Annotated in this window: 25 protein-coding genes, 1 tRNA gene and 3 pseudogenes; 15 read left to right on the plus strand and 14 right to left on the minus strand. The window is 61.3% G+C overall.

The window, feature by feature from the left end:
- Positions 1-359: 359 nt before the first annotated feature.
- From FQ664_RS18370 to FQ664_RS18390, 5 genes are all read right to left on the minus strand, one after another.
- Positions 360-1,085, minus strand: a complete 726-nt coding sequence (locus FQ664_RS18370; protein ID WP_144173929.1) for a hypothetical protein — start codon at positions 1,083-1,085, stop codon at positions 360-362.
- Between the two features lie 448 nt (positions 1,086-1,533).
- The gene (locus tag FQ664_RS18375) at positions 1,534-2,259 is read right to left on the minus strand and encodes a hypothetical protein (protein WP_144173931.1); all 726 of its coding nucleotides are present in this window, start codon (positions 2,257-2,259) and stop codon (positions 1,534-1,536) included.
- Positions 2,260-2,392: 133 nt separating this feature from the next.
- Entirely contained in the window at positions 2,393-2,878 is a 486-nt protein-coding gene (locus tag FQ664_RS18380) for a hypothetical protein (RefSeq protein ID WP_144173933.1), read from the minus strand.
- A 134-nt stretch (positions 2,879-3,012) separates the two neighbouring features.
- Positions 3,013-3,294, minus strand: coding sequence for a hypothetical protein (locus FQ664_RS18385; protein WP_256676022.1), 282 nt, complete (start codon positions 3,292-3,294; stop codon positions 3,013-3,015).
- Positions 3,291-3,584 (minus strand): hypothetical protein, encoded by a 294-nt coding sequence (locus tag FQ664_RS18390; protein WP_144173935.1) that lies wholly within the window; start codon positions 3,582-3,584, stop codon positions 3,291-3,293. Before FQ664_RS18390 ends, FQ664_RS18385 begins: the two co-directional genes overlap by 4 nt.
- 108 nt (positions 3,585-3,692) lie before the next feature.
- Here FQ664_RS18390 and FQ664_RS18395 point away from each other — a divergent pair, with 108 nt between their 5' ends.
- Positions 3,693-4,358: an SOS response-associated peptidase gene (locus FQ664_RS18395; protein ID WP_144173937.1), complete on the plus strand. Its 666-nt coding sequence runs from the start codon at positions 3,693-3,695 to the stop codon at positions 4,356-4,358.
- Here FQ664_RS18395 and FQ664_RS27300 read toward each other — a convergent pair.
- Positions 4,352-4,576, minus strand: a pseudogene (locus tag FQ664_RS27300) (hypothetical protein). The gene FQ664_RS18395 and the pseudogene FQ664_RS27300 sit on opposite strands and share 7 nt — an antisense overlap.
- Positions 4,577-4,674: 98 nt before the next feature.
- On the opposite strand from FQ664_RS27300, the gene FQ664_RS18400 reads away from it, so the two are divergent.
- A complete protein-coding gene (locus tag FQ664_RS18400) occupies positions 4,675-5,088 on the plus strand; it encodes a hypothetical protein (RefSeq protein ID WP_144173939.1) in 414 nt (137 codons plus the stop codon).
- Positions 5,089-5,429: 341 nt separating this feature from the next.
- On the opposite strand, the gene FQ664_RS18405 is transcribed toward FQ664_RS18400, so the two are convergent.
- Positions 5,430-5,771 (minus strand): hypothetical protein, encoded by a 342-nt coding sequence (locus tag FQ664_RS18405; RefSeq protein WP_144173940.1) that lies wholly within the window; start codon positions 5,769-5,771, stop codon positions 5,430-5,432.
- A gap of 41 nt (positions 5,772-5,812) precedes the next feature.
- Here FQ664_RS18405 and FQ664_RS18410 point away from each other — a divergent pair.
- Both FQ664_RS18410 and FQ664_RS18415 read left to right on the plus strand, forming a co-directional pair.
- Positions 5,813-6,043: pseudogene (locus FQ664_RS18410) on the plus strand (DUF4224 domain-containing protein); the annotation flags it as partial.
- 1 nt (position 6,044) lies between these two features.
- Positions 6,045-6,852, plus strand: a pseudogene (locus FQ664_RS18415) (phage integrase Arm DNA-binding domain-containing protein).
- A 100-nt stretch (positions 6,853-6,952) separates the two neighbouring features.
- Here the strand turns inward: FQ664_RS18415 and FQ664_RS18420 are convergent.
- Together FQ664_RS18420 and sohB are read right to left on the minus strand one after the other, a co-directional pair.
- A tRNA-Cys gene (locus tag FQ664_RS18420) sits at positions 6,953-7,026 on the minus strand.
- Positions 7,027-7,180: 154 nt separating this feature from the next.
- Entirely contained in the window at positions 7,181-8,200 is a 1,020-nt protein-coding gene (sohB, locus tag FQ664_RS18425) for a protease SohB (protein ID WP_144173942.1), read from the minus strand.
- A 196-nt stretch (positions 8,201-8,396) separates the two neighbouring features.
- On the opposite strand from sohB, the gene FQ664_RS18430 reads away from it, so the two are divergent.
- From FQ664_RS18430 to FQ664_RS18445, 4 genes are all read left to right on the plus strand, one after another.
- A complete protein-coding gene (locus FQ664_RS18430) occupies positions 8,397-9,107 on the plus strand; it encodes a histidine phosphatase family protein (RefSeq protein ID WP_144173944.1) in 711 nt (236 codons plus the stop codon).
- A gap of 56 nt (positions 9,108-9,163) precedes the next feature.
- Positions 9,164-9,481, plus strand: coding sequence for an SCP2 sterol-binding domain-containing protein (locus tag FQ664_RS18435; RefSeq protein WP_046614879.1), 318 nt, complete (start codon positions 9,164-9,166; stop codon positions 9,479-9,481).
- 295 nt (positions 9,482-9,776) lie between these two features.
- Positions 9,777-10,844 carry a phosphotransferase family protein gene (locus tag FQ664_RS18440; protein ID WP_144173946.1) on the plus strand — a complete coding sequence of 356 codons (1,068 nt, stop codon included), beginning with the start codon at positions 9,777-9,779 and terminating at the stop codon, positions 10,842-10,844.
- 36 nt (positions 10,845-10,880) lie between these two features.
- Entirely contained in the window at positions 10,881-11,648 is a 768-nt protein-coding gene (locus tag FQ664_RS18445) for an SDR family oxidoreductase (RefSeq protein ID WP_144173948.1), read from the plus strand.
- Here FQ664_RS18445 and FQ664_RS18450 read toward each other — a convergent pair whose 3' ends face one another.
- Positions 11,649-12,470: a class I SAM-dependent methyltransferase gene (locus FQ664_RS18450; RefSeq protein ID WP_144173949.1), complete on the minus strand. Its 822-nt coding sequence runs from the start codon at positions 12,468-12,470 to the stop codon at positions 11,649-11,651. It abuts the gene before it with no gap.
- 377 nt (positions 12,471-12,847) lie between these two features.
- Positions 12,848-13,198: a hypothetical protein gene (locus FQ664_RS18455; RefSeq protein ID WP_144173951.1), complete on the minus strand. Its 351-nt coding sequence runs from the start codon at positions 13,196-13,198 to the stop codon at positions 12,848-12,850.
- A 204-nt stretch (positions 13,199-13,402) separates the two neighbouring features.
- Here FQ664_RS18455 and FQ664_RS18460 point away from each other — a divergent pair, with 204 nt between their 5' ends.
- The 4 genes from FQ664_RS18460 (at position 13,403) to FQ664_RS18475 (ending at position 17,588) form a co-directional block, all read left to right on the plus strand.
- Complete coding sequence (locus FQ664_RS18460; RefSeq protein WP_003257401.1) at positions 13,403-13,594, plus strand: hypothetical protein; 192 nt, start codon at positions 13,403-13,405, stop codon at positions 13,592-13,594.
- 73 nt (positions 13,595-13,667) lie between these two features.
- Complete coding sequence (locus FQ664_RS18465; RefSeq protein ID WP_144173953.1) at positions 13,668-14,057, plus strand: glycine zipper domain-containing protein; 390 nt, start codon at positions 13,668-13,670, stop codon at positions 14,055-14,057.
- A gap of 137 nt (positions 14,058-14,194) precedes the next feature.
- Positions 14,195-16,024 carry an SLC13 family permease gene (locus FQ664_RS18470; protein ID WP_144173955.1) on the plus strand — a complete coding sequence of 610 codons (1,830 nt, stop codon included), beginning with the start codon at positions 14,195-14,197 and terminating at the stop codon, positions 16,022-16,024.
- Positions 16,025-16,163: 139 nt separating this feature from the next.
- Positions 16,164-17,588, plus strand: a complete 1,425-nt coding sequence (locus tag FQ664_RS18475; RefSeq protein ID WP_144174153.1) for a GGDEF domain-containing protein — start codon at positions 16,164-16,166, stop codon at positions 17,586-17,588.
- A 1-nt stretch (position 17,589) separates the two neighbouring features.
- Here FQ664_RS18475 and FQ664_RS18480 read toward each other — a convergent pair whose 3' ends face one another.
- Complete coding sequence (locus tag FQ664_RS18480; protein ID WP_144173957.1) at positions 17,590-18,351, minus strand: sulfite exporter TauE/SafE family protein; 762 nt, start codon at positions 18,349-18,351, stop codon at positions 17,590-17,592.
- Between the two features lie 98 nt (positions 18,352-18,449).
- On the opposite strand from FQ664_RS18480, the gene FQ664_RS18485 reads away from it, so the two are divergent.
- The 3 genes from FQ664_RS18485 (at position 18,450) to FQ664_RS18500 (ending at position 21,316) form a co-directional block, all read left to right on the plus strand.
- Positions 18,450-19,355: a LysR family transcriptional regulator gene (locus tag FQ664_RS18485; RefSeq protein WP_144173959.1), complete on the plus strand. Its 906-nt coding sequence runs from the start codon at positions 18,450-18,452 to the stop codon at positions 19,353-19,355.
- An 828-nt stretch (positions 19,356-20,183) separates the two neighbouring features.
- Positions 20,184-20,765 (plus strand): cysteine hydrolase family protein, encoded by a 582-nt coding sequence (locus tag FQ664_RS18495; protein WP_144173962.1) that lies wholly within the window; start codon positions 20,184-20,186, stop codon positions 20,763-20,765.
- A 365-nt stretch (positions 20,766-21,130) separates the two neighbouring features.
- Positions 21,131-21,316 (plus strand): hypothetical protein, encoded by a 186-nt coding sequence (locus FQ664_RS18500; RefSeq protein ID WP_144173964.1) that lies wholly within the window; start codon positions 21,131-21,133, stop codon positions 21,314-21,316.
- Positions 21,317-21,791: 475 nt separating this feature from the next.
- Here the strand turns inward: FQ664_RS18500 and FQ664_RS27305 are convergent, their stop codons facing one another.
- Both FQ664_RS27305 and aceE read right to left on the minus strand, forming a co-directional pair.
- Entirely contained in the window at positions 21,792-21,941 is a 150-nt protein-coding gene (locus tag FQ664_RS27305; RefSeq protein WP_178091016.1) for a hypothetical protein, read from the minus strand.
- 18 nt (positions 21,942-21,959) lie between these two features.
- Positions 21,960-24,644, minus strand: coding sequence for a pyruvate dehydrogenase (acetyl-transferring), homodimeric type (gene aceE, locus FQ664_RS18515; protein WP_144173965.1), 2,685 nt, complete (start codon positions 24,642-24,644; stop codon positions 21,960-21,962).
- Positions 24,645-24,688: the final 44 nt, after the last annotated feature.

A 24,688-nucleotide genomic window follows, 5' to 3' on the forward strand; every position in this document is an offset into this window, starting at 1 on the left:
CGCGACTACGGTCGTACGCCATCACCAAGCCTCGAAAAGCTGAAGTTTCGGAACTCCCCCTCAAAGTTTCGGAACTCTCGCCTTTTCCGGCCCATAAAGAAAAGCCCCGCAGACGTTAATCTGCGGGGCTTTCGAATGGTGGAGGCCGAGGTCGGAATCGAACCGGCGTAGACGGATTTGCAATCCGGTCTCAACCTGCTATTTTGTTGGGGAAAATAGATCAACCCCTTGTATCTATTGGGGTTTCCCTCATTTTCCTGCATCTTGATTCATCATCGTTTGGGACATTCAATGTCCCAGAATTGTCCCACGCTTCCTGCCGCCTATCTCCGGCGTTCTGACGACCTACTCCCAACCCCTTACGCCCTGAAATCAAACGCCTCTGGCGATTGCGTCGTCACGTAGTGCGCCAGATAATTGTCCAGCACTGCTTCTGGATCATCGAGCAGACGGTAATCGGCAAAGTTACCATTCTTGACGTGGTAGACCTTCCCGTCGCACTTGCCTTCGTCAAGGAAAAGGGCATCCCCCGCATCAGTCAGCAGCCAGCAACGCAGGTAGTGCTCAGAACTCGCCTGGATGCTTTTGACGAAATCCCTGATCACGGCCTTCTTCACCCCACGTAGCACTCGATAGCGTTCGATTGACAAGCGTCCGCTGTAAGAGAACGGGGAGTTGGTCCAATCCATGGACAGATAGGAGCGCTCGGTCAACATAAAAGACCAGAAATAGCGATACAGCTCTTTCCAACGGGGCGGCAGCATCGCACAGTTTCGCTCGAATGTAGGCCCCTCTGTTGCAAGCGTTTCGGGCGCCAGGTAGAAGAACAGGTTCAGTGTTCGCCCTTCAGCCGCCAGCGATGCTATCCAAGTACCCCTATAATTCTCGAACAGTACTATCGGCACAGCATACTCACGCTCGATCGCCGCCACGGTACGAGGAAAGGCGGCAGCAAAGCCAGGAAACATTTCATCAACGGAGGCGCCGAGGTTATCGATCACTACGCTGCTCAAGTGCGGCCGCTGGGCTTCGCCAACATGGGCTGCGCTCGTGCACACTAAATCGTATCCATCCTTGTCAAGCATCATCTATCCCTATTTGAGTTCAATCTTCCGAAAGCCTGTATCGGCCGGACGAATCATTCCTCCAGCTCCGGTGTAGGGCCGGCCATGATCGGCATTAACTAGGTCTCTGTAGCCCACATTACCATGCGATTATTTTCGCGGTTTAGAGCGGTGTACAGTGCCTGTTTTCGCGGGCTTCAGCCTCCCCACACCGCACCAAAACGCATTCATTGGCCCAAGAATTGGCCCAAGACTTCAGGTGGAAATCCAGGCGTACACCAGGTGCGGCTCAACGGATTTCAAGACCGTGTGGTAAACAGCCAATCCATGCATCCCGCAAGGCAAAATCGATTCCAAAACAAAGACGAAACGGCACGGCTACAGGCCGCATACTGCAAGGGTAGCCATTTCAGTTTTGGAATCGTTTTTCGCCCTCCTTCGGCGCTCTGCCGACCTACTCCCAACCCCTTTACGTCCTGAAGTCAAATCCTTTTTGTGACTGCGTCGTCACGTAGTGCGCCAAGTAGTGGTCCAGCACAGTTTCCGGATCATTGAGCACCCGGTAATCGGCAAAGTTATCGTCCTTGACGTGATAGACCTTCCCGTCGCGCTTTTCTTCGTCAAGAAACAGGGCATCGCCCGCATCAGTCAACAGCCAGCAACGCAAATAGTGCTCGGAGTTCGCCTGGATGCCTTTGACGAAATCCCTGATCACGGCCTTCTTCACCCCACGCAACACTCGATAGCGTTCGATTGACAGACGTCCGCTGTAGGAAAACGGGGTGTTGGTCCAATCAATGGACAGATAGGAATCCTCGGTCAGCATAAAAGAATCGAAATAGCGATACAGCTCCTTCCAACGGGGCGGCAGCATCGCACATTTTCTTTCGAACTCTGCCCCCTCTGCTACAAGTGTTTCGGGTATCGGGTAGAAGAATAGGTTTAGCGCGCGCCCTTCAGCCGCAAGCGACGCTATCCAAGTACCCTGAAAACGCCTGCACAGCACTATCGCCACCGCATATTCCCGCTCGATAGCCGCAACGGTATGAGGAAAGGATGCGGCAAAGCCGCGAAACATTTCGCCAACGGATGCGCCAAGCCCATCGATTACCACGCTGTTCAGGCGCGCTCGCTGGGCCTCCCCGACATCGACAGCGCTCGTGCACACTAAATCGTACCCATCCTTGTCAAGCATCATCTATCCCTATTTGAGTTCCACTTACAGAAAGCCTGTATCGGCCGGACGTACCCTTTCTCCAGTTCAGGCATAAGCGCGACCAGATCGGGTTTGAGCGCCCACCACTACACCATCCGTCTATGGGAAACGCTTAGGCGGTACAGAGCTCCAGGGTGCGTTCGTAAATAGCTTCGTCTCGAGTGATCAGAAGCAGGCTTGGGCATGCGCCTAATAGGGCGTGCTCAGGTTGCAGTTCTTCAATTTGCGACCAGAACTCGTCGGCCTCGACGCCATCGGCGAAAGGTTGAAACGCAATAGCGCTTCTGAATTTCGAGAGCTTCGTCCAGTTTGGCGTCCGCTCGAAGATGTACCACTCATCAAAGCCAGGCGTGGGTAGTTGAGCGATATCCGTGATCAGCGGACTGAGCACTAGGTCACCAACACATTCCCAGCCGAGCTCAATCTCAGCAGCGCTAAGGTTATATCGCGCGCTATCGGACCAAGCAATTGCTACATAGCGGCCCATTACGACCTGAGGAAGTTGGCGAACGAAAGTGCCCAAGTTGACGTCGCATCCACTGTTCCAGTCAAGCGTGCGGTAGTCACCGTGTGCACCGGTGCGGAGTTCGGTTTCCATATGTACCCCAGAGTGAATTAGCGATGACGCAGGTGCCAGGACCTCCTGTCCATATGACAAGGAACCAGCTTATTCGCCTGCGCTGCGGATGTAGGGCCGGGCTTGCCGGCGATGGGCCGGTAAGTACCCGGCACTCAGGGTCTGCTAAGCGTCGATTGTCGTAAATGGCGACCGGCTGCTTTCGCCCCATAGCCATTGTTCGCAGCAAGAAGCCAAGATGACTCCTCATGCGCCCACAACCTTGCTGACTCGACGATCTCCAGCATGTCGACCAGATCGCCATCATCGACCTCCCGGCGGCGGCGAGCGGCATAGGCCATCTCACTGAGCACTGCCGCGCGCCCATCGGGATCCTCGAGCAGGGCCACCTGGTCGTCCAGTTCGGACACCCAGGCCTGTGGTAGCCCGCCCATCATTCCTTTCTGCACCACCACGACTGCGCATACAACACACCGTCGATCTCTTCTATCCCGTTGATGTTGATACCAAGCTGGGCCATGCCGTTGACCTTGGCGTCGTGCAGCCGGGGGATGATGTCGGCCCCGGGTGAAGGGTTGAACACCCACGCCTGGGTCGACACCCGGCCCAACGGCTCACTGTGGTGATCACCGACGTGGATGTCGGCCCGCAGGGGCTGGATCTTCCCGATCTGATTCGAAGGGATGGCCACGCCATTCACGCGGCGACGAACGAGGAGGAAGTACATGCTGCACCTAATACTGTATATAGATACAGTATTTCGGCATCGAAAAACGCAAACCCGCCAGTACCGCTCGGCGGACTATGCTTGTTTGCTCTGGCAGGAGGGCGGCGCATGTGTGGAAGGCTGAGCCAGTACCGAGGCATACATGACTTCGTTGAAACCCTGAGCCTGCCCGAGGCATGGCGGAACAACGTCGGCGACCAGCCGCTTGGCCGGTACAACGTCGCGCCGACCACGCCGGTGGCAGTGCTGCGGGTTGATGATGCAGGCCCGCGGGCAGACCTGGTGAGGTGGGGATGGCGACCGCATTGGGCGACCGACCGTGCTGCGCCGATCAATGCCCGGGTCGAGAAGGTAGCGCACGGCCCATTCTTTCGAGCGATCTGGCCGCACCGGGCCATCACGCCCATCGACGGCTGGTATGAATGGGTCGATGAAGGTGGCCCGAAGAAGCAGCCGTACTACATCCGGCGCCGTGACGGCTGCCCTGCCCTATGCGCCAGCATCGGACAGTTCACCGGCGGCGAGCATGACGGGTTCGTCATTATCACCGCCGATGCCCAAGGTGGCATGGTCGATGTGCATGACCGCAGGCCTGTCGTATTGTCGCCAGAACTGGCCTACGAGTGGATTGGAGCAGGAATGCCAAGCGAGCATGCCGAGCAACTGGTGCTCAACCTGGGCGAACCGGCCGATGCCTTCGAGTGGTACCGGGTTAGCACGGCCGTTGGCAATGTGCGCAACCAAGGCGCCGAGCTGATTGAGCCGCTTCAATGAAGAAGCGGCAACTCCTTCCCGCGCGCTTTGGCGATGACCCGAAGCTGGTAATCGGATACCACCTAAAACAGCGACTCGGCCAACAGACGCAGGCGCTCGATTTCTTCAGGCGGCGCGCCACGGTCCTTGGCCTGGTGGTACTCCCGCATGGCGTCGATGGCCTGCTGAACCAGCGGCTCGCCGGCCTTGACTATTCCGATAAAGGTGCGCTTGTTCAATGGAACCACCATCTTGATACAGTATAATTCACTGATAACGATCAGTTTGTCAGAGACACTTCTTTTTTGCCAAGCGAGCAACCAATTAGGACGTCCCCATGCTTCCGCAATTCAGCCAGAACGAAATACAAACAGCCAGCGAAAATGTCGGCGGAGAAGTACTCACACGATACATTTACACAAACAGAAGCTGCCCTGTAGTAGATCTTACCTCGACAAAAATTGGCAAAACCTGCGCAGGTTTGCAGATGATCATCAAGGATCTAGATTTGGTTGAAGCCTCAATTAACACCGCCGGACCTCTGTTAATCAAAACTCTTCTTGGGCCAACCCCACAGGGATTCAATATTACCGACCACAACCACATCATACTTTGGTCACTATATTCCTCTGCCATTATAACATACGCAAAATGCTTTACCGCAGCCAATGAGCGCGATGTAAAACTGGATGTTAGCGATTTTAACAAAATAGACCCCCCCTGGATTACCACCACTGAAGGAACTTCATAAAAAAATATGGCGCCTGCGGAATGACTGGATTGCTCATGGCGGAAAAAACGACCTTGAGAGAGGAAAATCTCTAGCCCTTTTTGACCCTTTAGACCCAAGAAAAAGAGAGCCCACCGTGCTTTTTCATTCTCGCTACAGCGCCATACCATCGTTGGAAAATCTCGACGATTTGCAGGCTGTGACACTCAGCGCTCGAAGTATCGCCAAACACAAGCTCGAACGTGGAGAAATTCACCTTCGAAAAATGGAACTAAGCGGTCCTAAACTGGAAGAGCACATTAAATCTTCGGATGAATTTGTACACTTTAAGATTCCGCAATATAACCCATAGAGGTAGTACCTCATCGACATATCTTATTGGCTGCGAGCAATTGCTTTTCATAGCCAATGCGCTGCCGCCGCTCGGCAAGCAAAGCTCTAATTTTAACTTCCAGACTGTCGTCCTTATGCAGGCCGGCAGCAGCCCATGGCGGTACCGCTACTTCCGGCGCTCGGCACGGCACCTGCACCGGCACTTCGACGCGCACGTACTGGACCTGCGGTTCTACCTTGCCGGAGCATCCGGCCAGCCCCAGGGCCAGCACCAGCCCGCTCCCACAGGACAGACCACGTAATACGCGGCTTGCGGCCTGAATAAGGCCCATTCCGCTCCCGCAGGTATGCCAATTCAGCACCAGCCTCATAAAACCAGTTCCTTGTCGATGATCGAAATGGCAGCCGCGCACTTTCGGACGAAGAGCTGGTGGCGATCACCGGCTACAAACCCCGGGCGTGGCAGCGCCGCTGGCTCACTGAAAAAGGTTGGCACTTTGTCGAGAGCCGCGGCGGCCGGCCACTAGTAGGCCGCCAATACGCCCGCCAGAAGCTCAGCGGCGTAGTGATCGACACTGTTCCAGTCACTGCAGCCCCGCCACCGGCGCCAGCCTGGACCCCTGATTTTTCCCGAGTGAAGTGAAATGCGCCCAAGGAAGACCGAGAATCGCGACCTGCCGCCAGGTATGTATCGCCGCAAGAGACCAAAAGCCAACGGCAAGGTGTGGGAGGCGCTGTACTACAGAGACAAGTCAGGCAAGGACATCTTCCTCGGCAATGACTTGGTGAAGGCCAAGCTGAAGTGGGCGGAACTGGAGGCCAAGTCGGTACCGAAAGAGCTGACCACAATGAAGGGAATCTTCGACGAGTACCTGCTGAAGATCATCCCGGGCAAGGCCGCCAGGACCCAAAAGGACAACATCTATGAGCTCAAGCAGCTGCGAACCGTGTTCGACTCGGCGCCAATCGATGCCATCACGCCGGCAATGATCGCGCAGTACCGCGATTCGCGGTCGGCCAAGACCAGGGCAAACAGGGAGATCGCCCTGCTCTCCCAGCCAAGGCAAGACCGGCAAGCGATTGAGGATCGTCTTGGAAGTGGGCGGGGTGAAGAACAGTCTGGGCCAGCTGCTCGAGCGAATCATGCGCAGGACCAGCGAGCACCTGTCGCCGTTCTTCATCCTCAACGAGCACGGCAAGCGCATGAGTTGGCCGATGCTGCGCAACCGGTGGTCAGATGCCCGCGAGGCCGCCAGGGCGAAAGCCGAAATGGAGAAGAAGCCGGACCTGGCCAACCGAATCGCCCAGTTCCAGTTCCGCGATATTCGACCGAAAGCGGCTTCCGAAATCAACGACCTGAGCGATGCGAGCGTGCTTCTTGGTCACTCGAAAGAGGGAATCACTGAGCGCGTTTACCGACGCGTCGGCGCCATCGCCAAGCCTTCCAAATGAGTAAGTTTTGGGACTGTCTGCCAATAGTTTTGGGACTTCGGTATTTTCTAGGGCGCAAAGAAAAACCCCGCAGACGTTAATCTGCGGGGCTTTCGAATGGTGGAGGCCGAGGTCGGAATCGAACCGGCGTAGACGGATTTGCAATCCGGAGCATAACCACTTTGCTACTCGGCCTCAAAGGTTGGATCTAGCAGCTTTCGCTTCGCTATCTCCTTGAAACGCTGAACCTTTTTCAAAGTTTCCTGCGTTTCGATGGGCGCCATTATGTCTTCATTCCTTTAACCTTGCAACCCCCTGAACAAAAAAAAATTTCAACGGGTTCAAGGTGTTAGCGCAGGCGGCCGAGTTTACTCCACAAGCCCACCACGGTGTTCTCCACCGTGCCACTGGCAGCCATGCCGATTCGCTCCTGCAGGCTCTTGCGCTCGGCATAGTGCAGGTGGAACAGGTTGGCGTTGCGCGCACGCTCGCTGAGGTACTCGTCGCTGGTCTGCAGCTCGTCCACCAGCTTGCGGTTGAGTGCTGCGACACCCAGCCAGACTTCGCCGGTGGCCACTTCGTCGATGTGCAACTGCGGGCGATAGCGGGCGACGAAGTCCTTGAACAGCTGGTGGGTGATGTCCAGGTCTTCCTGGAACTTCTCCCGGCCCTTCTCGGTGTTCTCGCCGAACACGGTCAGGGTGCGCTTGTACTCACCGGCGGTCAGCACTTCGAAATCGATGTCGTGCTTCTTCAGCAGGCGGTTGACGTTGGGCAACTGCGCCACCACGCCAATGGAGCCCAGTACAGCGAACGGCGCGCTGACGATCTTCTCGCCGATGCAGGCCATCATGTAACCGCCGCTGGCAGCCACCTTGTCGATGCACACCGTCAACGGGATGCCGGCCTGGCGAAGGCGCGCCAGTTGCGATGCGGCCAGGCCGTAGCTGTGCACCAGGCCGCCACCGCTTTCAAGGCGCAGCACCACTTCGTCACGCGGGGTGGCCAGGGTCAGTAGCGCAGTGATTTCGTTGCGCAGGCTTTCGGTGGCAGAGGCTTTGATGTCGCCATCGAAGTCCAGCACGAAGACCCGGCCCTTCTCCTCGGCCTTACCCTTCTTCTGCTGTTTTTCCGCCTTGGCCTGCTGCTTGCGCAAGGCCTTGAGCTGGGCCTTGTCGAGCAGGCCTGATTCAAGACGCTCGCGCAGGTCCTTGTAGAACTCGTTCAGGCGGGTGACCTGCAATTGCCCACCCGATTTGCGCCGCCCCTTGCCGCGCAGCCCGGCGATGGCCGACAGCACTATCAGGATGGCGATGACCAGGGTGGCGGTTTTGGCGAGAAAGCTTGCGTATTCAGCAAGAAACTCCACGTTGACTCCTTAAAGACCTGCGCCACTACGGCGCGTAACTGTAGCAAGCATACCGTTGCGCCTGAGGTGCTGCCAGCCGCTGTAAACGCCGGCAACACCTTTCAAACAACCTTTTCAAACGCTTGTATGTTTTTCGTTGACAGCCCGTGTGCCGCATCCTAACCTCGCAGCAACCTCCAACAGGCCGGAACCTTTCGTGGGAAACCTCTACCTGATCCGACATGGCCAAGCCTCCTTCGGTGCCGCTGACTACGATGTGCTCTCGCCCGTGGGCGTGCGCCAGAGCCAGGCCCTGGGTGAGCACCTGGCCCAGCTCGGGGTACGGCTGGACCGCTGCGTGGCAGGCGACCTGCGCCGCCAGCAGGATACCGCGCGCCTGGCCCTGCAAGCATTGCACGCCAACGGCAGCCCGGTGCCGGCTGTCGAGACCGATGCTGCGTTCAATGAGTTCGATGCCGATGGTGTGATCCGTGCCCTGTTGCCTGGGCTGCTGCCGCAAGAGCCCGACGCCCTGCACATCCTGCGCAATGGCGCGCAGCACCGCAGCGAGTTCCAGCGTCTGTTCGCACTGATGGTGCAGCGTTGGCACGATGGCGAACATGCCGACAGTGGCCTGGAGACCTGGCAGGCGTTCACCGCCCGCGTGCAAGGCGGCCTGCAGCGCGTACTCGATGCCGCCGCTAGCGGTGACAATATCGCCATTTTCACCTCGGGCGGCACCATTGCCGCCCTGCTCCACCTGGTTACCCGTATTACCCCCAGCCAGGCGTTCGCGCTGAACTGGCAAATCATCAACACGTCGCTCAGCCAGCTGAAGTTCCGCGGCCGCGACGTGACACTGGCTTCCTTCAACAGCCAGGCCCATGTGCAGCTGTTGAGGGCGCCGGAGCTTGTCACCTATCGATGAGCCCGGCCTGTTGTGTCCCTGCGGGGACGTGTAAATCACTCTATAAGGAATGCGCCATGACCTCCGTAGCTGATGCCGTCAAAAAGATGCAAGAGAAGTTCAACCCATCCGCTGCCGCCGGCCTGGACCTGGTGTTCGGCTTCAACATCACCGACGAAGGCAAGCACTACGCGCTGATCGTCAAGGACGGTACCTGCGACCTGCAGGAAGGCGAAAACCCGGATGCCAACTGTACCCTGGTGATGGACAGCGAAACCCTGAAGGGTATCGTCAGCGGCGAAACCGACGGCATGCAGGCGTTCATGGGCGGCAAGCTGCGCGTTGAAGGCGACATGATGCTGTCGATGAAGCTCAGCGAGCTGTTCCCGTCCTGAGGGCTGGGGATAACGGATGATCGAAAAACCGAAGCCTGACCGGCTTCGGTTTTTTTTTTGCCCGCCTGTTCGGGCCCTATCGCCGGCAAGCCAGCTCCCACAGGGTCAGCACCTGCCTGCAGAACGCCGCCGTACCTGTGGGAGCTGGCTTGCCGGCGATAGGGCCAGTCGCTTCATCAAGGCAGTTGATCGGGCAGCAACACCCTCACCTATATGGCACCTGGCACGCTTGTCCCACACCCGGCTGACCATTAGATTAGCCAATAGTCCTTGCGATCGAGAATAAGGAAAACGCATGACGCTCACCGACCAGTCCACCCAGGTACGCCCCGGCGAAGAACTCGACGCGGCCGTCATCGACCCTTACCTCAAGGCCAACATCCCCGGCCTGAATGGCCTGCCGAGCATCAGCCAGTTCCCTGGCGGCGCCTCCAACCTTACCTACCTGGTCAGCTATCCGGGCCGCGACTTCGTGCTGCGCCGCCCGCCGTTCGGGCAGAAGGCCAAATCGGCCCACGACATGGGCCGCGAGTTTCGCATCCTCAACCAGCTGAACAGCGGCTTCCCCTACTGCCCCAAGGCCTACGTGCACTGCACCGACAGCAGCCTGATCGGCGGCGAGTTCTACGTGATGGAGCGGGTCAAGGGCATCATCCTGCGCTCGGACATCCCGGCCGAACTGGACCTCGACGCCAACCGCACCGAGGCCTTGTGCAAGAGTTTCATCGACCGCCTGGTGGAGTTGCACCAGGTGGACTACAACGCCTGCGGCCTGGCCGACCTGGGCAAACCGGAAGGCTATGTGCAGCGCCAGATCGAGGGCTGGACCAGCCGTTATGAAAAGGCCCTGACCCCGGACGCCCCGCGCTGGGAACAGGTGAGCGCCTGGCTGCACGAGAAAATGCCCGCCGACCACCCGCGGCCCGGCATCGTGCACAACGACTACCGTTTCGACAACGTGATCCTCGATGCCGACAACCCCATGCGCATCATCGGTGTGCTGGACTGGGAAATGGCTACCCTCGGCGACCCGCTGATGGACCTGGGCAACAGCCTGGCCTACTGGATCGAGGCCGGCGACCCGGCGCCGGTGCAACTGATGCGCCGCCAGCCGAGCAACGCCCCGGGCATGCTCAGCCGCCGCCAGTTCGTCGATTACTACGCCGAGCGCGCCGGCATCCGCCTGGACAACTTCGATTACTACTATTGCTATGGCCTGTTCCGCCTGGCCGGCATCGTCCAGCAGATCTACTACCGCTATTACCACGGCCAGACCCAGGACAAGCGCTTCGCCCAGTTCATCCACATGAACCGCTTGCTGGAGCAGATGACCTTGCAGGTCATCGCCAAGTCCAGCCTCTGAGCCCCGACCTCGACGACGGATAACAAGGAAAACAGCATGTCCAAGACCCACCTGTTCGACCTCGACGGCAAGATTGCCTTCGTTTCCGGCGCCAGCCGTGGCATCGGCGAGGCCATCGCCCACCTGTTGGCCCAGCAAGGTGCCCATGTGATCGTGTCCAGCCGCAAGCTCGACGGTTGCCGGCAGGTGGCCGATGCCATCATCGCCGCCGGTGGCAAGGCCACGGCGGTGGCCTGCCACATCGGTGAACTGGAGCAGATCCAGCAGGTGTTCGCCGGCATCCGCGAGCAGTTCGGGCGGCTGGACATCCTGGTCAACAACGCCGCCACCAACCCGCAGTTCTGCAACGTGCTGGATACCGACCCTGGGGCTTTCCAGAAGACCGTGGACGTGAACATCCGTGGCTACTTCTTCATGTCGGTAGAGGCCGGCAAGCTGATGCGCGAGCAGGGTGGCGGCAGCATCATCAACGTGGCATCGATCAACGGGGTTTCGCCCGGCCTGTTCCAGGGCATCTATTCGGTGACCAAGGCGGCGGTGATCAACATGACCAAGGTCTTCGCCAAGGAATGCGCGCAATTCGGTATCCGCTGCAACGCCCTGTTGCCGGGCCTGACCGACACCAAGTTCGCCTCGGCACTGGTGAAGAACGACGCCATCCTCAACGCCGCGCTGCAGCAGATCCCGCTCAAGCGCGTGGCCGACCCCACGGAAATGGCCGGCGCCGTGTTGTACCTGGCCAGCGATGCCTCCAGCTACACCACCGGTACCGCACTCAATGTCGACGGCGGCTATCTGTCCTGATCAGGCTTTTACTGCCACCAGGGTGTAGCTCAGGGGCAGGCGTGCGGGCTGCTCGCGCAGGCGATATTCACCGTCGTCGCCCTTGACCATCTGCCCAGGCAGCGCCTCCCAGGGGATGCTCTGGTGCTCGACCAGCGCGGTCAGCTTCAGACCGTGGGCCAGCAAGGCACTGATCACTTCGCCCAGGCCGTGGTTCCACTCGTGGGTTTCGGTGTGGGAAAGGCGTTGCTCGGTTTCAACATAGGTCTGGTCGGTGTGCCACACCGTCGGCTCTTCGTGCTCGAAATACGGGTATTCGAGTTGCAGGCGGTCCTGATGGTCTTCATTGACCGCCATCAGCATCGGGTGCCCGTCACGCAGGAACAGCCGTCCACCCGGTTTCAGCAGGTTCGCGACAGTACGCGCCCACGGCTCGATGCGGGGCAGCCAGCAGAGCGCGCCGATGCCGGTGTAGATCAGGTCGAACGTGCCGGCCGACAGCACCTTGTCGGCGGCGTAGACGTCGGCCTCGACATACGCGATGGGGGTGGCACAGCGCTCGGCCAGCACCCGCGCCTCGGCCAGCGAAGCCACGGAATAATCCAGGCCACAGACCTTGGCGCCAAGCCGTGCCAGCGAGAGGGTGTCGGTGCCGATGTGGCACTGCAGGTGGACGGCGTTGAGCCCGTCGATATCACCAAGCAATGGCAAGTCGAAGCGTACGGTTTGGGAAAGGTGTTCGGGTTGCTGGATGAGCCGTTCGACTTCGTAGTCGTTGGAAGCAGCATGCAGCGGAGCACGTTCATCCCAGCTGGCGCGGTTGAGTCGCAGTGAGCGGTCCATGGTGTCTTCCTTGATTCGTGGGGGCTCATGCTAGCCTCCGCCAATCTTCCTGCGACACAAAAGCCTTGCTAAAAATTGTAAAGCTGATGCGGTCACTGTGAGCGGGTTTACCCGCGAATGCGGTGTTGAATGTACCGACGCATTCGCGGGTGAACCCGCCCTCATAGAACTGCACATAACTCGTTGAATTAGCAGGGCCCCTGTGGGAGCGGCTTTAGCCGCGAACACCGGCGCAGCCGGTGCCATGCACCGCGTTGGATTCTTCGCGGCTAAAGCCGCTCCCACAGGATGCACGGACCGCTTGCGAATTCAGTTCTCTATGCGACAGCGCAGCCCAAAGGGCTGGGCCAGCTCCCACAGGGAAATGTGTCTTGCCGTTACAGGCAGGTCGCCGCAGCCGCCCGGCGTTGTAGCGCCACGCCGTCGCTCTTCTGCGCGTAGTAATCCACCCGCGCCCCACCCGCCTGCGGGTACACGTCCACGAACGCCTCGGCCTCACGGGTATACACCGTGAACCCACCCTGTTTGCGTGGTTCCAGGTAGCCACTGGCATCATCGCCGAACACCTTCTCTTCCTGCCAGCTGAACTGGATGCACTGGGCCACCAGTTCCGGCGCCTTGTGCGAGTCGAGCTGCGCAGTCGGCTTGCCGCTGCGGGCCGTTTCCATGGTCGCAGAAGCACAACCGACCAGCATCAGCGCCGCGGCCATCGGCAGAATCGCACGCATGTTCCATCCTCAGGGTAAAAAGAAGGCGACTCTAGCACTGGCAAGCATCGCGAGTGAATTGTCGCGCGCAGGTGGCTGTCGCGGACAAGGCATGCCGCTCATCGCTGGCACGACAAATTTTTGCCTGCCAGCGAAACCAAATGGATCCTTTCCAGTCTCAGAAGGTGTGCCGTAAACCTTTGCGGATCAAGGACCTATATCGTGATGACCCGTCTTGCAAGCCTTTCGCTAATTGCCGTTGTCCTGCTCACCGCAGGGTGCCATAGCCATCGCTACCATGACGACGACGATGGCTGGCGTGACCGTGACCGTGACCATCGCCACCACCATCGGCATGACCGCGACGACGATGATGATGACTATCGTCGCTACCGTGGTGACCGCTACTACCGCTAAAGCGTCTTTTCAACCCTGAGCCGTCGCCCATTGCGCGGCACCTTAACCTGATGATTCCTTTGAGGTTCGTATCATGCGTCTGACTCTGCCTTCCCTTGCCCTCGGCCTGCTGCTGTGCCAGGGCGCTTTCGCCGGTGACGGTACCGCCGCCATTGGCGGTGGCCTGGGTGGTGTTCTGGGTAACGTTGTCGGTCAACAGATCGGCGGCAAAACGGGGGCGGCCATTGGCGCCGGCCTCGGCGGCGCAGCCGGCAGTGCGGTAGGTGCACGCAAGGGCAACCGTACCGAAGCCGCCATCGGCGGTGGCCTGGGTTCGGCCGGCGGTTCGCTGCTGGGCGGCGCGGTGGGTGGCAAGACCGGCTCCACCGTAGGTGCCGGCCTGGGCGGTGCGGCCGGTGGGGCCATCGGCAACCACCTGGGCGACAACGACGGCAAGCACCGTCGTCACCGTCACCGTCACTGATCCCGGTGACCAAGGGGCCGCAATGCGGCCCCTTTTGTTTTGCAAACCCTGCAGTACATCAACACCCCCTTCACCGCAATCCGGCACACTGGCTGCTACTGTCTATCGTGCCCCGTGTGAAGGAACACCCCCTCCCCATGAACCAAGAGCTGCTCTGGGTCCTCGGCCTGCTGGCCATCGTCATCGTGCTGTTCGTCATCAACCGCCCACGCATGGACGTGGTCGCGCTACTGGTGATCCTCGCCCTGCCGCTATCGGGCATCCTCACCGTGGAGCAGGCGCTGGCCGGCTTCAGTGACCCCAACGTGGTGCTGATCGCTGCCCTGTTCGTGATCGGTGAAGGCCTGGTGCGCACCGGCATTGCCTACCGCATCGGCGAATGGATGAGCGAGCGGGCCGGCAACAGCGAGGCCCGCCTGCTGGTGCTGCTGATGGTGGCTGTGGCGGGGCTGGGTTCGATGATGAGCTCCACCGGTGTGGTGGCCATTTTCATTCCGGTGGTGCTGAGCATCGCCGCGCGCCTGCAGCTTTCGCCCAGCCGCCTGATGATGCCGCTGGCTTTCGCCGGCCTGATCAGCGGCATGCTCAGCCTGGTGGCCACGCCGCCCAACGTGGTGGTGCACAGCGAACTGGTGCGCCATGGCGAAGCCGGCTTCAGCTTCTTCAGCTTCACCCCGTTTGGCCTGGTGGTGCTGGTGCTGGGCATCGGCTACATGCTGTTGACCCGGCACTGGCTGAATGGCGAAGTGCGCAAGGACGGCCGTGTGGAGAGCCGCCGCACCCTGCTGGACCTGGTGTTGGACTACAAGCTCAACGGCCGTGAGCGGCGTCTGCGCATCCGCCCCCACTCGCCGCTGATCGGCCACACCTTGGGCGAGCTGGAACTGCGCACCCGGCATGGCGCCAACGTGATCGGCATCGAGCGCCAGCACAAGTTCACCACACGGGTGATCGCCGCCGACTCCAGCACCGTACTGCACCAGGGCGACGTGCTGCTGCTCGACCTGTTCGCCAACCACGACGACCTGCGCAGCCTGTGCCAGACCATGCAACTGGAGCCGCTGCACTTCAAGGCCGCCTACTTCATCGACCAGTCCCAGGAGCTGGGCATGGCCGAGGTCTCGCTGCCACCAGGTTCAAAACTGCTCGGCAAGAGCATCCTCGAACTGGCCTTCCGCACTCGCTTCGACCTCAACGTGGTCGGCTTGCGCCGCGAGCAGGCGGCGATCGAAGCACAACTGGTGGAAGAAAAGCTGCGCCTGGGCGACACCCTGCTGGTAGTAGGCCCATGGAAAGCCGTGCGCCAGTTGCAAAGCAAACCCAAGGACTTCCTGGTACTGAGCCTGCCCGCGGAAATCGACCTGGTCGCCCCCGCCCGCACCCGCGCACCACAGGCGCTACTGAGCCTGGCGGTGATGGTCGGGCTGATGGTCAGCGGCGCGGTACCCAACGTCATTGCCGCGCTGATCGGCTGCCTGCTGATGGGTGCAGGCCGCTGCATCGACATGAACAGCGCCTACCGCGCCATCCACTGGCAAAGCCTGGTACTGATCGTCGGCATGCTGCCGTTTGCCCAGGCATTGCAGAAAACCGGCGGCATCGACCTGGCGGTGGGTGGCCTGGTCAGCGTGCTGGGCGGTGCCGGCCCCAGCGCCATTCTTGCCTGCCTGTTCGCGGTCACGGCGGTGATCGGCCTGTTCATCTCCAACACGGCCACCGCGGTACTGATGGCCCCAGTGGCGGTCAGCACCGCCGCGCAGCTGGGCATGTCGCCCTACCCGTTCGCCATGACCGTGGCGCTGGCCGCCTCGGCGGCGTTCATGACGCCGGTGTCATCGCCGGTCAACACGCTGGTACTGGGCCCGGGACAATACCGCTTCGCCGACTTCGTCAAAGTCGGCGTACCGTTCACCGTGTTGGTGATGCTGGTGACCGTGTTGATGGTGCCGCGGTTCTTCGGGCTGTGAGGTGATTGGCAACCAATGAAGGCAATTTGGCATTATCCCGACCGATCGCGGCAGATTGACATCAAGTACCTTGACGAAACACACTTATGCGCAATTGCCCCAGGTGCTTCAAGCCGTTGTCCTGGATTTCGTTTCCGCTTTGCCGGTCGAGCCCATGGTTTTTCCAGCCCAATCGCGCGTGTTGCACTATGTCGTTCTGCTCGGTCTGACCTTTGCCCTCACCCTGGGCGGCATCCTGGCCCGCCCGATCGAATCGCTGTCGCTGTTCTGGCCGGTCAACGCGGTACTGGCCGGCGTGCTGCTGCGCTACCCCCGCCAGGCCACGCTGACGGGCTTTGCCCTGGTCTGGCTGGCCATGGTCGGCGCCGACCTGCTGTGCGGCAGCGCCTGGGTACCCGCCCTGTGGTTCAACCTGTGCAACCTGGGCGTGGTGGCCACCCTCTGGCTGCTGCTCTCGCGCTTGCCGCGCCTGCACCGGCGCATGCGCACCCCCCACGGCGTGCTCAGCGTGTTCGGCGCCTGTGCCGCCGCGGCAGTAGTGGCGGCCAGCATGGCGGCGGTAATGGCCGCGCCATGGTTCGAACAGTCCTTGCGCGCCACCTGGCTGGCCTGGTTCAGTGAACAGTTCTCCACCAGCGTGCTGGTGCTGCCAATGCTGCTGACGGCGCCCTCGGCACGAGCCCTGGTACGCGGTGGCGCCCAGGCCATCCGCCTGGCGCCGTTGCTGGTACTGCTGGCCTCGCTGGCGTTCAGCATTGCCTTCGGCGGCCCCGGGGCCATTGCCTTCCCGATTGCCGCGCTGCTGTGGTGTGCCTGGACCTACTCCCCGTTCCTGGTCTCACTGCTGACACTTACCGCCGGCAGCACGCTGATTGTGGCGGTGGCGCAAAACCTCATGCATTTCAGCGTGCCGCAGAGCGAGCCCGGGGTGACCACCCTGCTGTCGGCGCGCCTGGGCATCGCCATGCTGGTGCTCGGCCCGCTGGTGGTGGCCTGCGTCAGCCAGGCCAACCGCAGCCTGATGGCCCGCCTGGCGCATCAGGCCACCATCGACCACCTCACCGGCGTGCTCACCCGCAGTGCTTTCAGCCGCCGCGCCAACGCGCTGCTGGACAGCCGCCAGCAACACGCCCAGGCGCTGCCGCTGACCCTGATGATGCTGGACATCGACCACTTCAAGTCGATCAATGATGCCCACGGCCATGCGGTCGGTGACCAGGTGCTGCGCCAGTTCGCCGGCATCCTGCAGGACCAGTTGCACGATGGCGAACTGTTCGCCCGCCTGGGCGGCGAGGAATTCGTCGTGGTCCTCCCGGGCCTGGCGCCAGACCGGGCCAAGTTCACTGCCGAACGCCTGCGCCGCGCCGTACAGGACCTGCATGTGGCGCAGGCCGACCAGCACCTGCAGATTACCGTCAGTATCGGCCTGGCCGGTTGTGCCGCCGACATGCCGGCCCCCACCCTCGACGAACTGCTGGCGCGCGCCGACCAAGCGCTATACCGGGCCAAGGCCCATGGCCGCAACCGCGTCGAGCAGGCCGAAGCGCAACGCCAGGTGATGTGAGCTAGCCGGCCAGCAAGTCCCACGTCAACTTGGCGATCAGCACGCACAACAGCACCAGGAACAGCCCGCGCACAAAGCCCGCGCCCTTGCGCACCGCCAGCCAGGTACCAGTCAGCGCGCCGAGGATGTTGCACACCGCCATGGGCAAGGCGATGGCGTACAGCACGTTGCCCGATGGCACGAAGAACACCAGCGCCGCCAGGTTGGTGGCGATGTTCACCACCTTGGCCGATGCCGAGGCGTGCAGGAAGTCCAGGGCAAAGAAGCGGATGAACAGGAAGATCAGGAAGCTGCCGGTACCCGGCCCGAACAGGCCATCGTAAAAGCCGATCGCACCACCGATCAGCACCGCCAGGCACTGTTCCTTGCGGCCGATCTTTGCGGGTTTGTGCAGCGTGCCGAAGTCCTTCTTGCAGAAGGTGTAGATGGCCATCAGCACGATCAGCACCAGCACTGCCGGGCGCATCACGCTAGGCGGCACCAGCGACACCGTGGCGGCACCGGCGAACGACATGGCGAAGGCACTGAGCGCCGCCGGCACGATCAACCCCCAGTCCAGCGTCACCCTGCGGATGAACGAACGCGCCGCGAAAGCCGTGCCACACACCGACGCCAGCTTGTTGCTGCCAAGCAATGCCGCCGGTTGCGCGGTGGGCAGCACATTGAACAAGGCCGGGATCTGGATCAGCCCGCCGCCCCCCACAGCGGCGTCGATCAGCCCGGCGGCGAAGGCGAACACGGAAAGCACAGCGATATCCATCATGACGCGGTTCCTGGCAGTGAAGACGCCTGCCAGGCTAATCAAAGTACCGCGCTTGTGTTGAAATGCCATATTGCGAAAACTGCAACGAGGAGCAGGCAATGGCATTGGACATGCTGCGGGAAATCCAGGCATTCGTCAGCGTCGCGCACAAGCGTAGCTTCGTCGCCGCCGCCCGCGCCCTGGGGCGCTCGCCTAGCGCGGTAACCCGCGCGGTACAAACCCTGGAAGACAACGCCGGGAGCAAACTGCTCAACCGCAACGCCAACGCCGTGACCCTGACCGAAGCCGGCGAGCGCCTGCTGCCCCACGCCGAACGCTTGCTGGATGTGCAACGTGATGCCGCCGACGAACTGGCCGCGCTCAGCGGCAGTGCACAAGGCTGGATCCGCTTCGCCGTGCCGCAGGTGCTGGGTGAACATGTGCTACCCCAGGTGCTTGCCGAGTTTTCCCGCTGTCACCCCCAGGTAACCCTGGACGTGCAGTACAGTGACGGGGCCCTGGACCCGCTGCAAGGCAAGTTCGATTTCGTGGTGCGCGGGGCCTTCCCGCAGTCGAGCGAGCTGATCGGCTACCCGCTGTGGGATTACCGGCGCCACCTGTATGCGAGCCCTGAATACCTGGCCCTGGCCGGCACGCCACAACAACCCGAGGACCTCGAAGGGCACGCGCTGATCCTGCACACCGCGCCGCGCATCCTCAAGGCCTGGCACTTCTGCCGCGATGGCCAGATCACCAGCCTGCGGCCCCGGCCCAGGCTGCGCCTGGACTCAGGCGACGCGGTGTACCACAGCACCCTGGCCGGCGCCGGCATCGCCCGCCTGGCCGCCTGGGTCGGCGAAGCGCAGGTCAAGGCCGGGCGGCTGGTGCGGGTATGCCCGCAATACCGCCTGACCGCCAGCAACGGCCAGGACCCGCAGATGCACGCCGTCTACCCCGCCGGCGAACTGCCGGCACGGGTGCGCGACCTGCTGGCGGCCCTGCGCCGCGCCGGCCTGGCCTACTGAACCCCCCCCCTGAAACGGCTGTTCAAATTCTGCTCAATTTAACAGAGCCCGCCATGGGCTTGGCTTGCAGCACTTTATCCACAGACCTACCCACGTTTTTTGTGGACAGATTTCCCAGTGCAAAGAATGACTTATCGTACAAATCGGTAGGGTGGATCGGCCAACAACCAAGAGAAATGGGCCCGCCCGGAGGACAGGCAGGCCGCGGGGAATATGTGTGATGAACGTCAGCTTGGCGGAATGGTGCCAAGAATACCAATCAGAATGGTCAGCAGCAGAAAACCACCCAGGAACAGCGCGAGCTTGCCCATTGGAACCTCTACAAGTGTGATGCGGGAATGGGCATATTGTCGGGCTTGGGCTGATACGGTTACAGATTCAGGTTTGTGGAAAAAAAGCGGATCAGATGCAGAGCGCCCGTTTTTTGTGGCAGCAGCTTTGCGTCGCGAAAGGGCCGCAAGGCGGCCCCGGCAATCTTGAGGGATGCATCGAACCCCTGGGGCCGCTGCGCGCCCCTTTCGCGACACAAGGTGCCGCCCCCATAGAACTGCACATAACTCATTGAATTAGCAGGGGCCCTGTGGGAGCGGCTTCAGCCGCGAACACCGGCGCAGCCGGTGCCATACACCGCGTTGGATTCTTCGCGGCTAAAGCCGCTCCCACAGGGTACGCGGATTGCTTGAAATTTCAGTTATCTACGCGACAGCGCACTGGGCCATCTCCCACAAGTGCGGCGCACCTGGCCCTTACGCGTGACAGCAATTTTTGCAATCATCCACGCTCTGCTAGGGTCAAGCGCTCGAACTTGCCAAGGAGTGCCATCCCGTCATGACCCCTCTAGCTACCAACGCTGCCCTGTTGTTGATTGACCTTCAAGCTGGCATCCACCACCCGCGCCTGGGCCGGCGCAACAACCCTGAGGCCGAACTGCGTATAGGCGATCTGCTGGCTGCGTGGCGTCAGTCAGGGCGCCCGGTGGTCCATGTGCGCCACCTGTCCCGCTCGGTGGACTCGGTGTTCTGGCCCGGCCAGTCGGGTTGCGAATTCCAGCCCGCATTCACCCCACTGGCCAGCGAAACCGTGTTCGACAAACAGGTGCCCGATGCCTTCGCCAACTCCGGCCTGGAGCGCTGGCTCCACGCACGCGGTATCAACGAACTGGTCATCGCCGGGGTAATTACCAACAATTCCGTGGAATCCAGCGCACGCTCGGCGGGCAATCTCGGTTTCGATGTGGTGGTGGTTGAAGATGCCTGCTTCACCTTTGACCAGCACGACCTGCAAGGCCGGCTTTGGCCCGCGGAGGATGTACATGCGCTGTCATTGAGCAACCTGGCTCTGGATTACGCGCGCATCCTGCCCACGGAGCAGGTACTGATCGCTCTACCGGCAAGTAAGAGTACCGGCTGATCAGCGGAGGCATCGGCCACAACCTGCCGCAGGCGTTCACCCAGGCGCTGGTGGATGCGGATCACCTGTAGCTTCCAGGGCGGCAATTGCTACATAAGATTTCGAAAAGCACGGCAGGCGCTGGATTGAGCAGCGTTGAGGGCGTGCATTATCGAAAACCACTTGCGGCCACCTACCACGGGGTGTTGAGGAGGGTTGGAAAGACACGATTTGAAACGCGACTTGTAGGATTTTTTACCGCACGATGTAGGAGAATTCGAGTCGGCGGGATTTTCCTGTATGAAACATCAGTATCTCCCGCAAATTCGGGCTGTTACGGTCCTGTCTTCCTACAACGGCATGGAAGCCTACAGCATGAGAAAAGCATGGACCCGTTCAATGCCTCGGCCCTGAAACTGCAGCAAAATTTGCTTAACCTGCGCCTTGAGCGCGATCGCCTGAGAAGGGAGGGCAAGGACAAGGAAGCGGACGAACTCGCGGCACCGATCGCGCGGATCGAGGCGGCTATTCGGCAACTACCGGATGACATGAAGCCGGTGACCCTACAATAAAACCTGTCGGAGCGGGCATGCCCGCAAAGAAAGCAACGCGGTGCATGGCACCGGCTGCGCCGGTGTTCGCCGGCAAGCCAGCTCGCACAGGTTCAGTGCAGAACCCAAGCTTTACACAATCCCTGCAGAAATTTGTCCAGCCCGCAAGCTGCGCCATACACAGAGAAAAAGCCGGTAAGCACCATAGAGCGTCAGCCCAGCCGCAGAATGGGCAACGAATTCCGCGTCAAGCTTGGCCCGCGCAACGGGAATGTGGGCCAGTCGCGTGATGGTCGAATGGCCCGTGCCAAAATCGCCTGGCGCCAGCCGCGCGCCGCTTTCCAGCTAGCTGCGATGCTGGCGGTAGAGCGCGGCAGGCCGGGCTCCGGGGGCGGCGCGGTGTCGATCATGGAGGTGGCTCGGCGCTGGCATAAATAGAAGGGAGTCTGATTTCCGCCAGGACGCCGGGCCAAGCGGTTTATTTCAGGGCATTCCTTCAGAACGGCCCGCAGTTGATCCGCGGGCACTGCTGTGCGCCCAAATTTCCGGCGACCAGCCAGGCCTGCAGGTCGTCAAGGCCGATAGGCAGCATTTGCCAAAACAGGCATGCCCCATGATAAATGCCCATGAGCAGAACCAGGCTCACGGGCAACCCCTCTTGCCGTCAGTCATCGGGCTCATCCGCGCCAGCCAAGCGCGCCCGGGCCTCGCCGAGCACCGAAGAGGCCAGACGTCCCTGGTCCACCAGCGCCTGCAAGGCACTCAGGCAGATCGCCTGGCAGTCCACTTCGAACACCCGGCGCAACGTGCGCCGGGTGTCGGAGCGGCCAAAGCCATCGGTACCCAGCACCTTGAACGGTGCCTGCACATAAGGGGCGATGAGCTGCGGCCAGGCCCTCACGTAGTCGGTGGCGGCGACCACCGGCGAGGGGCCCGGCAAACAGCGTTGCACATGGGTTGGCCGCCCCACCGCTCCCGCCAGGCGTGCCTGCTCTGCAGACCGGGCGTCACGCTCCAGCTCGCTGAAGCTGGTGACGCTCCATACCTGCACCTTGATCCCCCAACCCGCATTGAGCGCCTGCCCCGCTGCCAGCACTTCATTGAGGATGGCACCGCTGCCCAGCAAGCGCACCTCGGGCGCACCGGCTGAGGCATCGTGGCTCTCGAGCAGGTACATGCCCTTGAGCACATCGGTTTCGGCACCGGCGGGCAATGGTCGCTGCTGGTAGTTTTCGTTGGTCACCGTGAGGTAGTAGAACACGTCTTCCTGCGCTTGCAGCATGCGTTGCAGGCCGTCCTCGACGATGACCGCCAGCTCTCCGGCAAATGCCAGGTCGTAAGCTATGCAATTGGGTACGGTGGATGCAACCAGGAGGCTGGAACCGTCCTGGTGTTGCAGGCCTTCCCCGGCAAGGGTAGTTCGCCCCGAGGTGGCGCCGATCAGGAAACCACGGCTGCGCTGGTCGGCAGCGGCCCAGATGAGGTCGCCCACACGCTGGAAACCGAACATGGAGTAGAAGATGTACACCGGGAGCATGGCCAGGCCGTGGTTGCTGTAGGCCGTGCCAGCGGCGATCCACGAGGCCATTGCGCCCGCCTCGGTAATGCCTTCCTCAAGAATCTGGCCGTCCTGCGCTTCCCGGTACGACACGATCGAGTCCTGGTCCTCCGGCGCGTACAGCTGGCCCCCGGGTGCGTAGATGCCATGCTTGTGGAACAGGTTGGCCATCCCGAAGGTACGTGCTTCGTCGGCGACGATGGGCACGATACGTTTGCCCAGCGGCGCCGAACGCAGCAGCGCACCGAGCATGCGCACGAACGCCAGGGTGGTGGACATCGGCTTGCCGTCACTCTGCCGGGCAAACGCGGCAAAGCTGTCGGCAGCAGGCGGCGACAGCCTTGCTGCCTGGCAGCTGCGATTGGGCAGATAACCCCCCAGCGCCTGGCGCCGAGCATGCAGATAACGCATCGGCGCGCTGTCGGCATGCGGTTTGAACAGTCGTGCGCTGCGCGCATCGTCGTCAGTCAATGGCAATGCGAAGCGGTCACGAAATGCCAGCAAGGCCTCATCATCAAGCTGCTTCTGCTGATGGGCGGTCATCTTGCCCTGCCCCCAGCGGCCCATGCCGTAGCCCTTTTCGGTCTTGGTCAGGATCACCGTCGGGCGCCCCTGGCAGGCCACGGCGGCGCTGAAGGCGGCATGGATCTTCAACGGGTCGTGGCCCCCCCGGCGCATTCGTTCGAGCTGTCGATCATCCAGATGGGCAACCTGCTGCAACAGCTGCGGATGCTGGCCGAAGAAGCGTTGGCGCAGCGCCGCGCCGTCCAGCGTCGAAAGCGACTGGTATTCGCCATCGACCGCCCGTTCCAGGCAGTGCTGCAGCAGCCCTTGCGGGTCTTGGTCCAGCAGTGCGTCCCACTCGCTACCCCAGAGCACTTTCAGCACATTCCAGCCGGCGGCACGGAACACCCCTTCCAGCTCTTGGATCACCTTGCCATTGCCGCGCACGGGGCCATCGAGCCGCTGCAGGTTGCAGTTGATCACAAAGGTGAGGTTGTCCAACCCTTCGCGCGCGGCCAGCCCCAGTGCGGCCAGCGATTCGGGCTCGTCCATTTCGCCATCGCCGAAGATGCCCCAGACGCGACGCCCCGATGGCTCGGCCAAGCCGCGGAGCTGCAGGTAGCGGATGAAACGCGCCTGGTGAATCGCGGTGATCGGCCCCAGCCCCATGGAACCGGTGGGGAACTGCCAGAACTCGGGCATCGACCACGGATGCGGATAGGAACTCAGCCCATCGCCGCCGGCCTCACGGCGGTAGTTGGCCAGCTGCCGCTCGGTCAGCCGCCCCTCGAGGAAGGCTCGGGCATAGATCCCCGGTGCCGAGTGCGCCTGAAAGAACACCAGGTCGTTGCCGCTGCCGGGTGGCCCGGCGCGGAAGAAGTGGTTGAAGCCCACTTCGAACAAGTCCGCAGCCGAGGCATAACTGGAGATATGGCCACCCAGTGTGCCCTCCCGGCGATTGGCCTGAACCACCATGGCCAGTGCATTCCAACGCACGAGCGCCGCCAGTTCGGCCTCCAGCGCCAAGTCACCGGCAAACGCTGGTTGCTGGAGGTGGTGCACGGTATTGCGGTAAGCGGTTCGCATCGCCGCAGCCGGCTCGATACCGTGCTGCAAGCCCTGACCGATCAGGCGGTGAAGTAGATAGCGGGCGCGTGCCACGCCCACATGGCGGACCACGCCATCGAACGCTTCAAGCCATTCGGAGGTTTCTTCAGGGTCGATGTCGGCGGGCAACAGCAGCGCGGCTTCCGTGCGCAGGCCGGTGAGACTGGCATCCAGGGTCATTTCGACAATCTCCACAAGGGGGTAATCGCAAAACGCGGCGAAAG

This window comes from Pseudomonas persica (assembly GCF_900291015.1).
In the GTDB taxonomy this organism is placed as follows: Bacteria; Pseudomonadota; Gammaproteobacteria; order Pseudomonadales; family Pseudomonadaceae; genus Aquipseudomonas.

What these genes read in the sequence shown, in the direction of transcription:
- FQ664_RS18370 (WP_144173929.1), bottom strand. Translation starts at nt 1,085, where the DNA reads ATGCTTGACAAGGATGGATACGATTTAGTGTGCACGAGCGCAGCCCAT.
- FQ664_RS18375 (WP_144173931.1), bottom strand. Translation starts at nt 2,259, where the DNA reads ATGCTTGACAAGGATGGGTACGATTTAGTGTGCACGAGCGCTGTCGAT.
- FQ664_RS18380 (WP_144173933.1), bottom strand. Translation starts at nt 2,878, where the DNA reads ATGGAAACCGAACTCCGCACCGGTGCACACGGTGACTACCGCACGCTT.
- FQ664_RS18385 (WP_256676022.1), bottom strand. Translation starts at nt 3,294, where the DNA reads ATGATGGGCGGGCTACCACAGGCCTGGGTGTCCGAACTGGACGACCAG.
- FQ664_RS18390 (WP_144173935.1), bottom strand. Translation starts at nt 3,584, where the DNA reads ATGTACTTCCTCCTCGTTCGTCGCCGCGTGAATGGCGTGGCCATCCCT.
- FQ664_RS18395 (WP_144173937.1), top strand. Translation starts at nt 3,693, where the DNA reads ATGTGTGGAAGGCTGAGCCAGTACCGAGGCATACATGACTTCGTTGAA.
- FQ664_RS18400 (WP_144173939.1), top strand. Translation starts at nt 4,675, where the DNA reads ATGCTTCCGCAATTCAGCCAGAACGAAATACAAACAGCCAGCGAAAAT.
- FQ664_RS18405 (WP_144173940.1), bottom strand. Translation starts at nt 5,771, where the DNA reads ATGAGGCTGGTGCTGAATTGGCATACCTGCGGGAGCGGAATGGGCCTT.
- FQ664_RS18435 (WP_046614879.1), top strand. Translation starts at nt 9,164, where the DNA reads ATGACCTCCGTAGCTGATGCCGTCAAAAAGATGCAAGAGAAGTTCAAC.
- FQ664_RS18440 (WP_144173946.1), top strand. Translation starts at nt 9,777, where the DNA reads ATGACGCTCACCGACCAGTCCACCCAGGTACGCCCCGGCGAAGAACTC.
- FQ664_RS18445 (WP_144173948.1), top strand. Translation starts at nt 10,881, where the DNA reads ATGTCCAAGACCCACCTGTTCGACCTCGACGGCAAGATTGCCTTCGTT.
- FQ664_RS18450 (WP_144173949.1), bottom strand. Translation starts at nt 12,470, where the DNA reads ATGGACCGCTCACTGCGACTCAACCGCGCCAGCTGGGATGAACGTGCT.
- FQ664_RS18455 (WP_144173951.1), bottom strand. Translation starts at nt 13,198, where the DNA reads ATGCGTGCGATTCTGCCGATGGCCGCGGCGCTGATGCTGGTCGGTTGT.
- FQ664_RS18460 (WP_003257401.1), top strand. Translation starts at nt 13,403, where the DNA reads ATGACCCGTCTTGCAAGCCTTTCGCTAATTGCCGTTGTCCTGCTCACC.
- FQ664_RS18465 (WP_144173953.1), top strand. Translation starts at nt 13,668, where the DNA reads ATGCGTCTGACTCTGCCTTCCCTTGCCCTCGGCCTGCTGCTGTGCCAG.
- FQ664_RS18470 (WP_144173955.1), top strand. Translation starts at nt 14,195, where the DNA reads ATGAACCAAGAGCTGCTCTGGGTCCTCGGCCTGCTGGCCATCGTCATC.
- FQ664_RS18480 (WP_144173957.1), bottom strand. Translation starts at nt 18,351, where the DNA reads ATGATGGATATCGCTGTGCTTTCCGTGTTCGCCTTCGCCGCCGGGCTG.
- FQ664_RS18485 (WP_144173959.1), top strand. Translation starts at nt 18,450, where the DNA reads ATGGCATTGGACATGCTGCGGGAAATCCAGGCATTCGTCAGCGTCGCG.
- FQ664_RS18495 (WP_144173962.1), top strand. Translation starts at nt 20,184, where the DNA reads ATGACCCCTCTAGCTACCAACGCTGCCCTGTTGTTGATTGACCTTCAA.
- FQ664_RS18500 (WP_144173964.1), top strand. Translation starts at nt 21,131, where the DNA reads ATGGACCCGTTCAATGCCTCGGCCCTGAAACTGCAGCAAAATTTGCTT.
- aceE (WP_144173965.1), bottom strand. Translation starts at nt 24,644, where the DNA reads ATGACCCTGGATGCCAGTCTCACCGGCCTGCGCACGGAAGCCGCGCTG.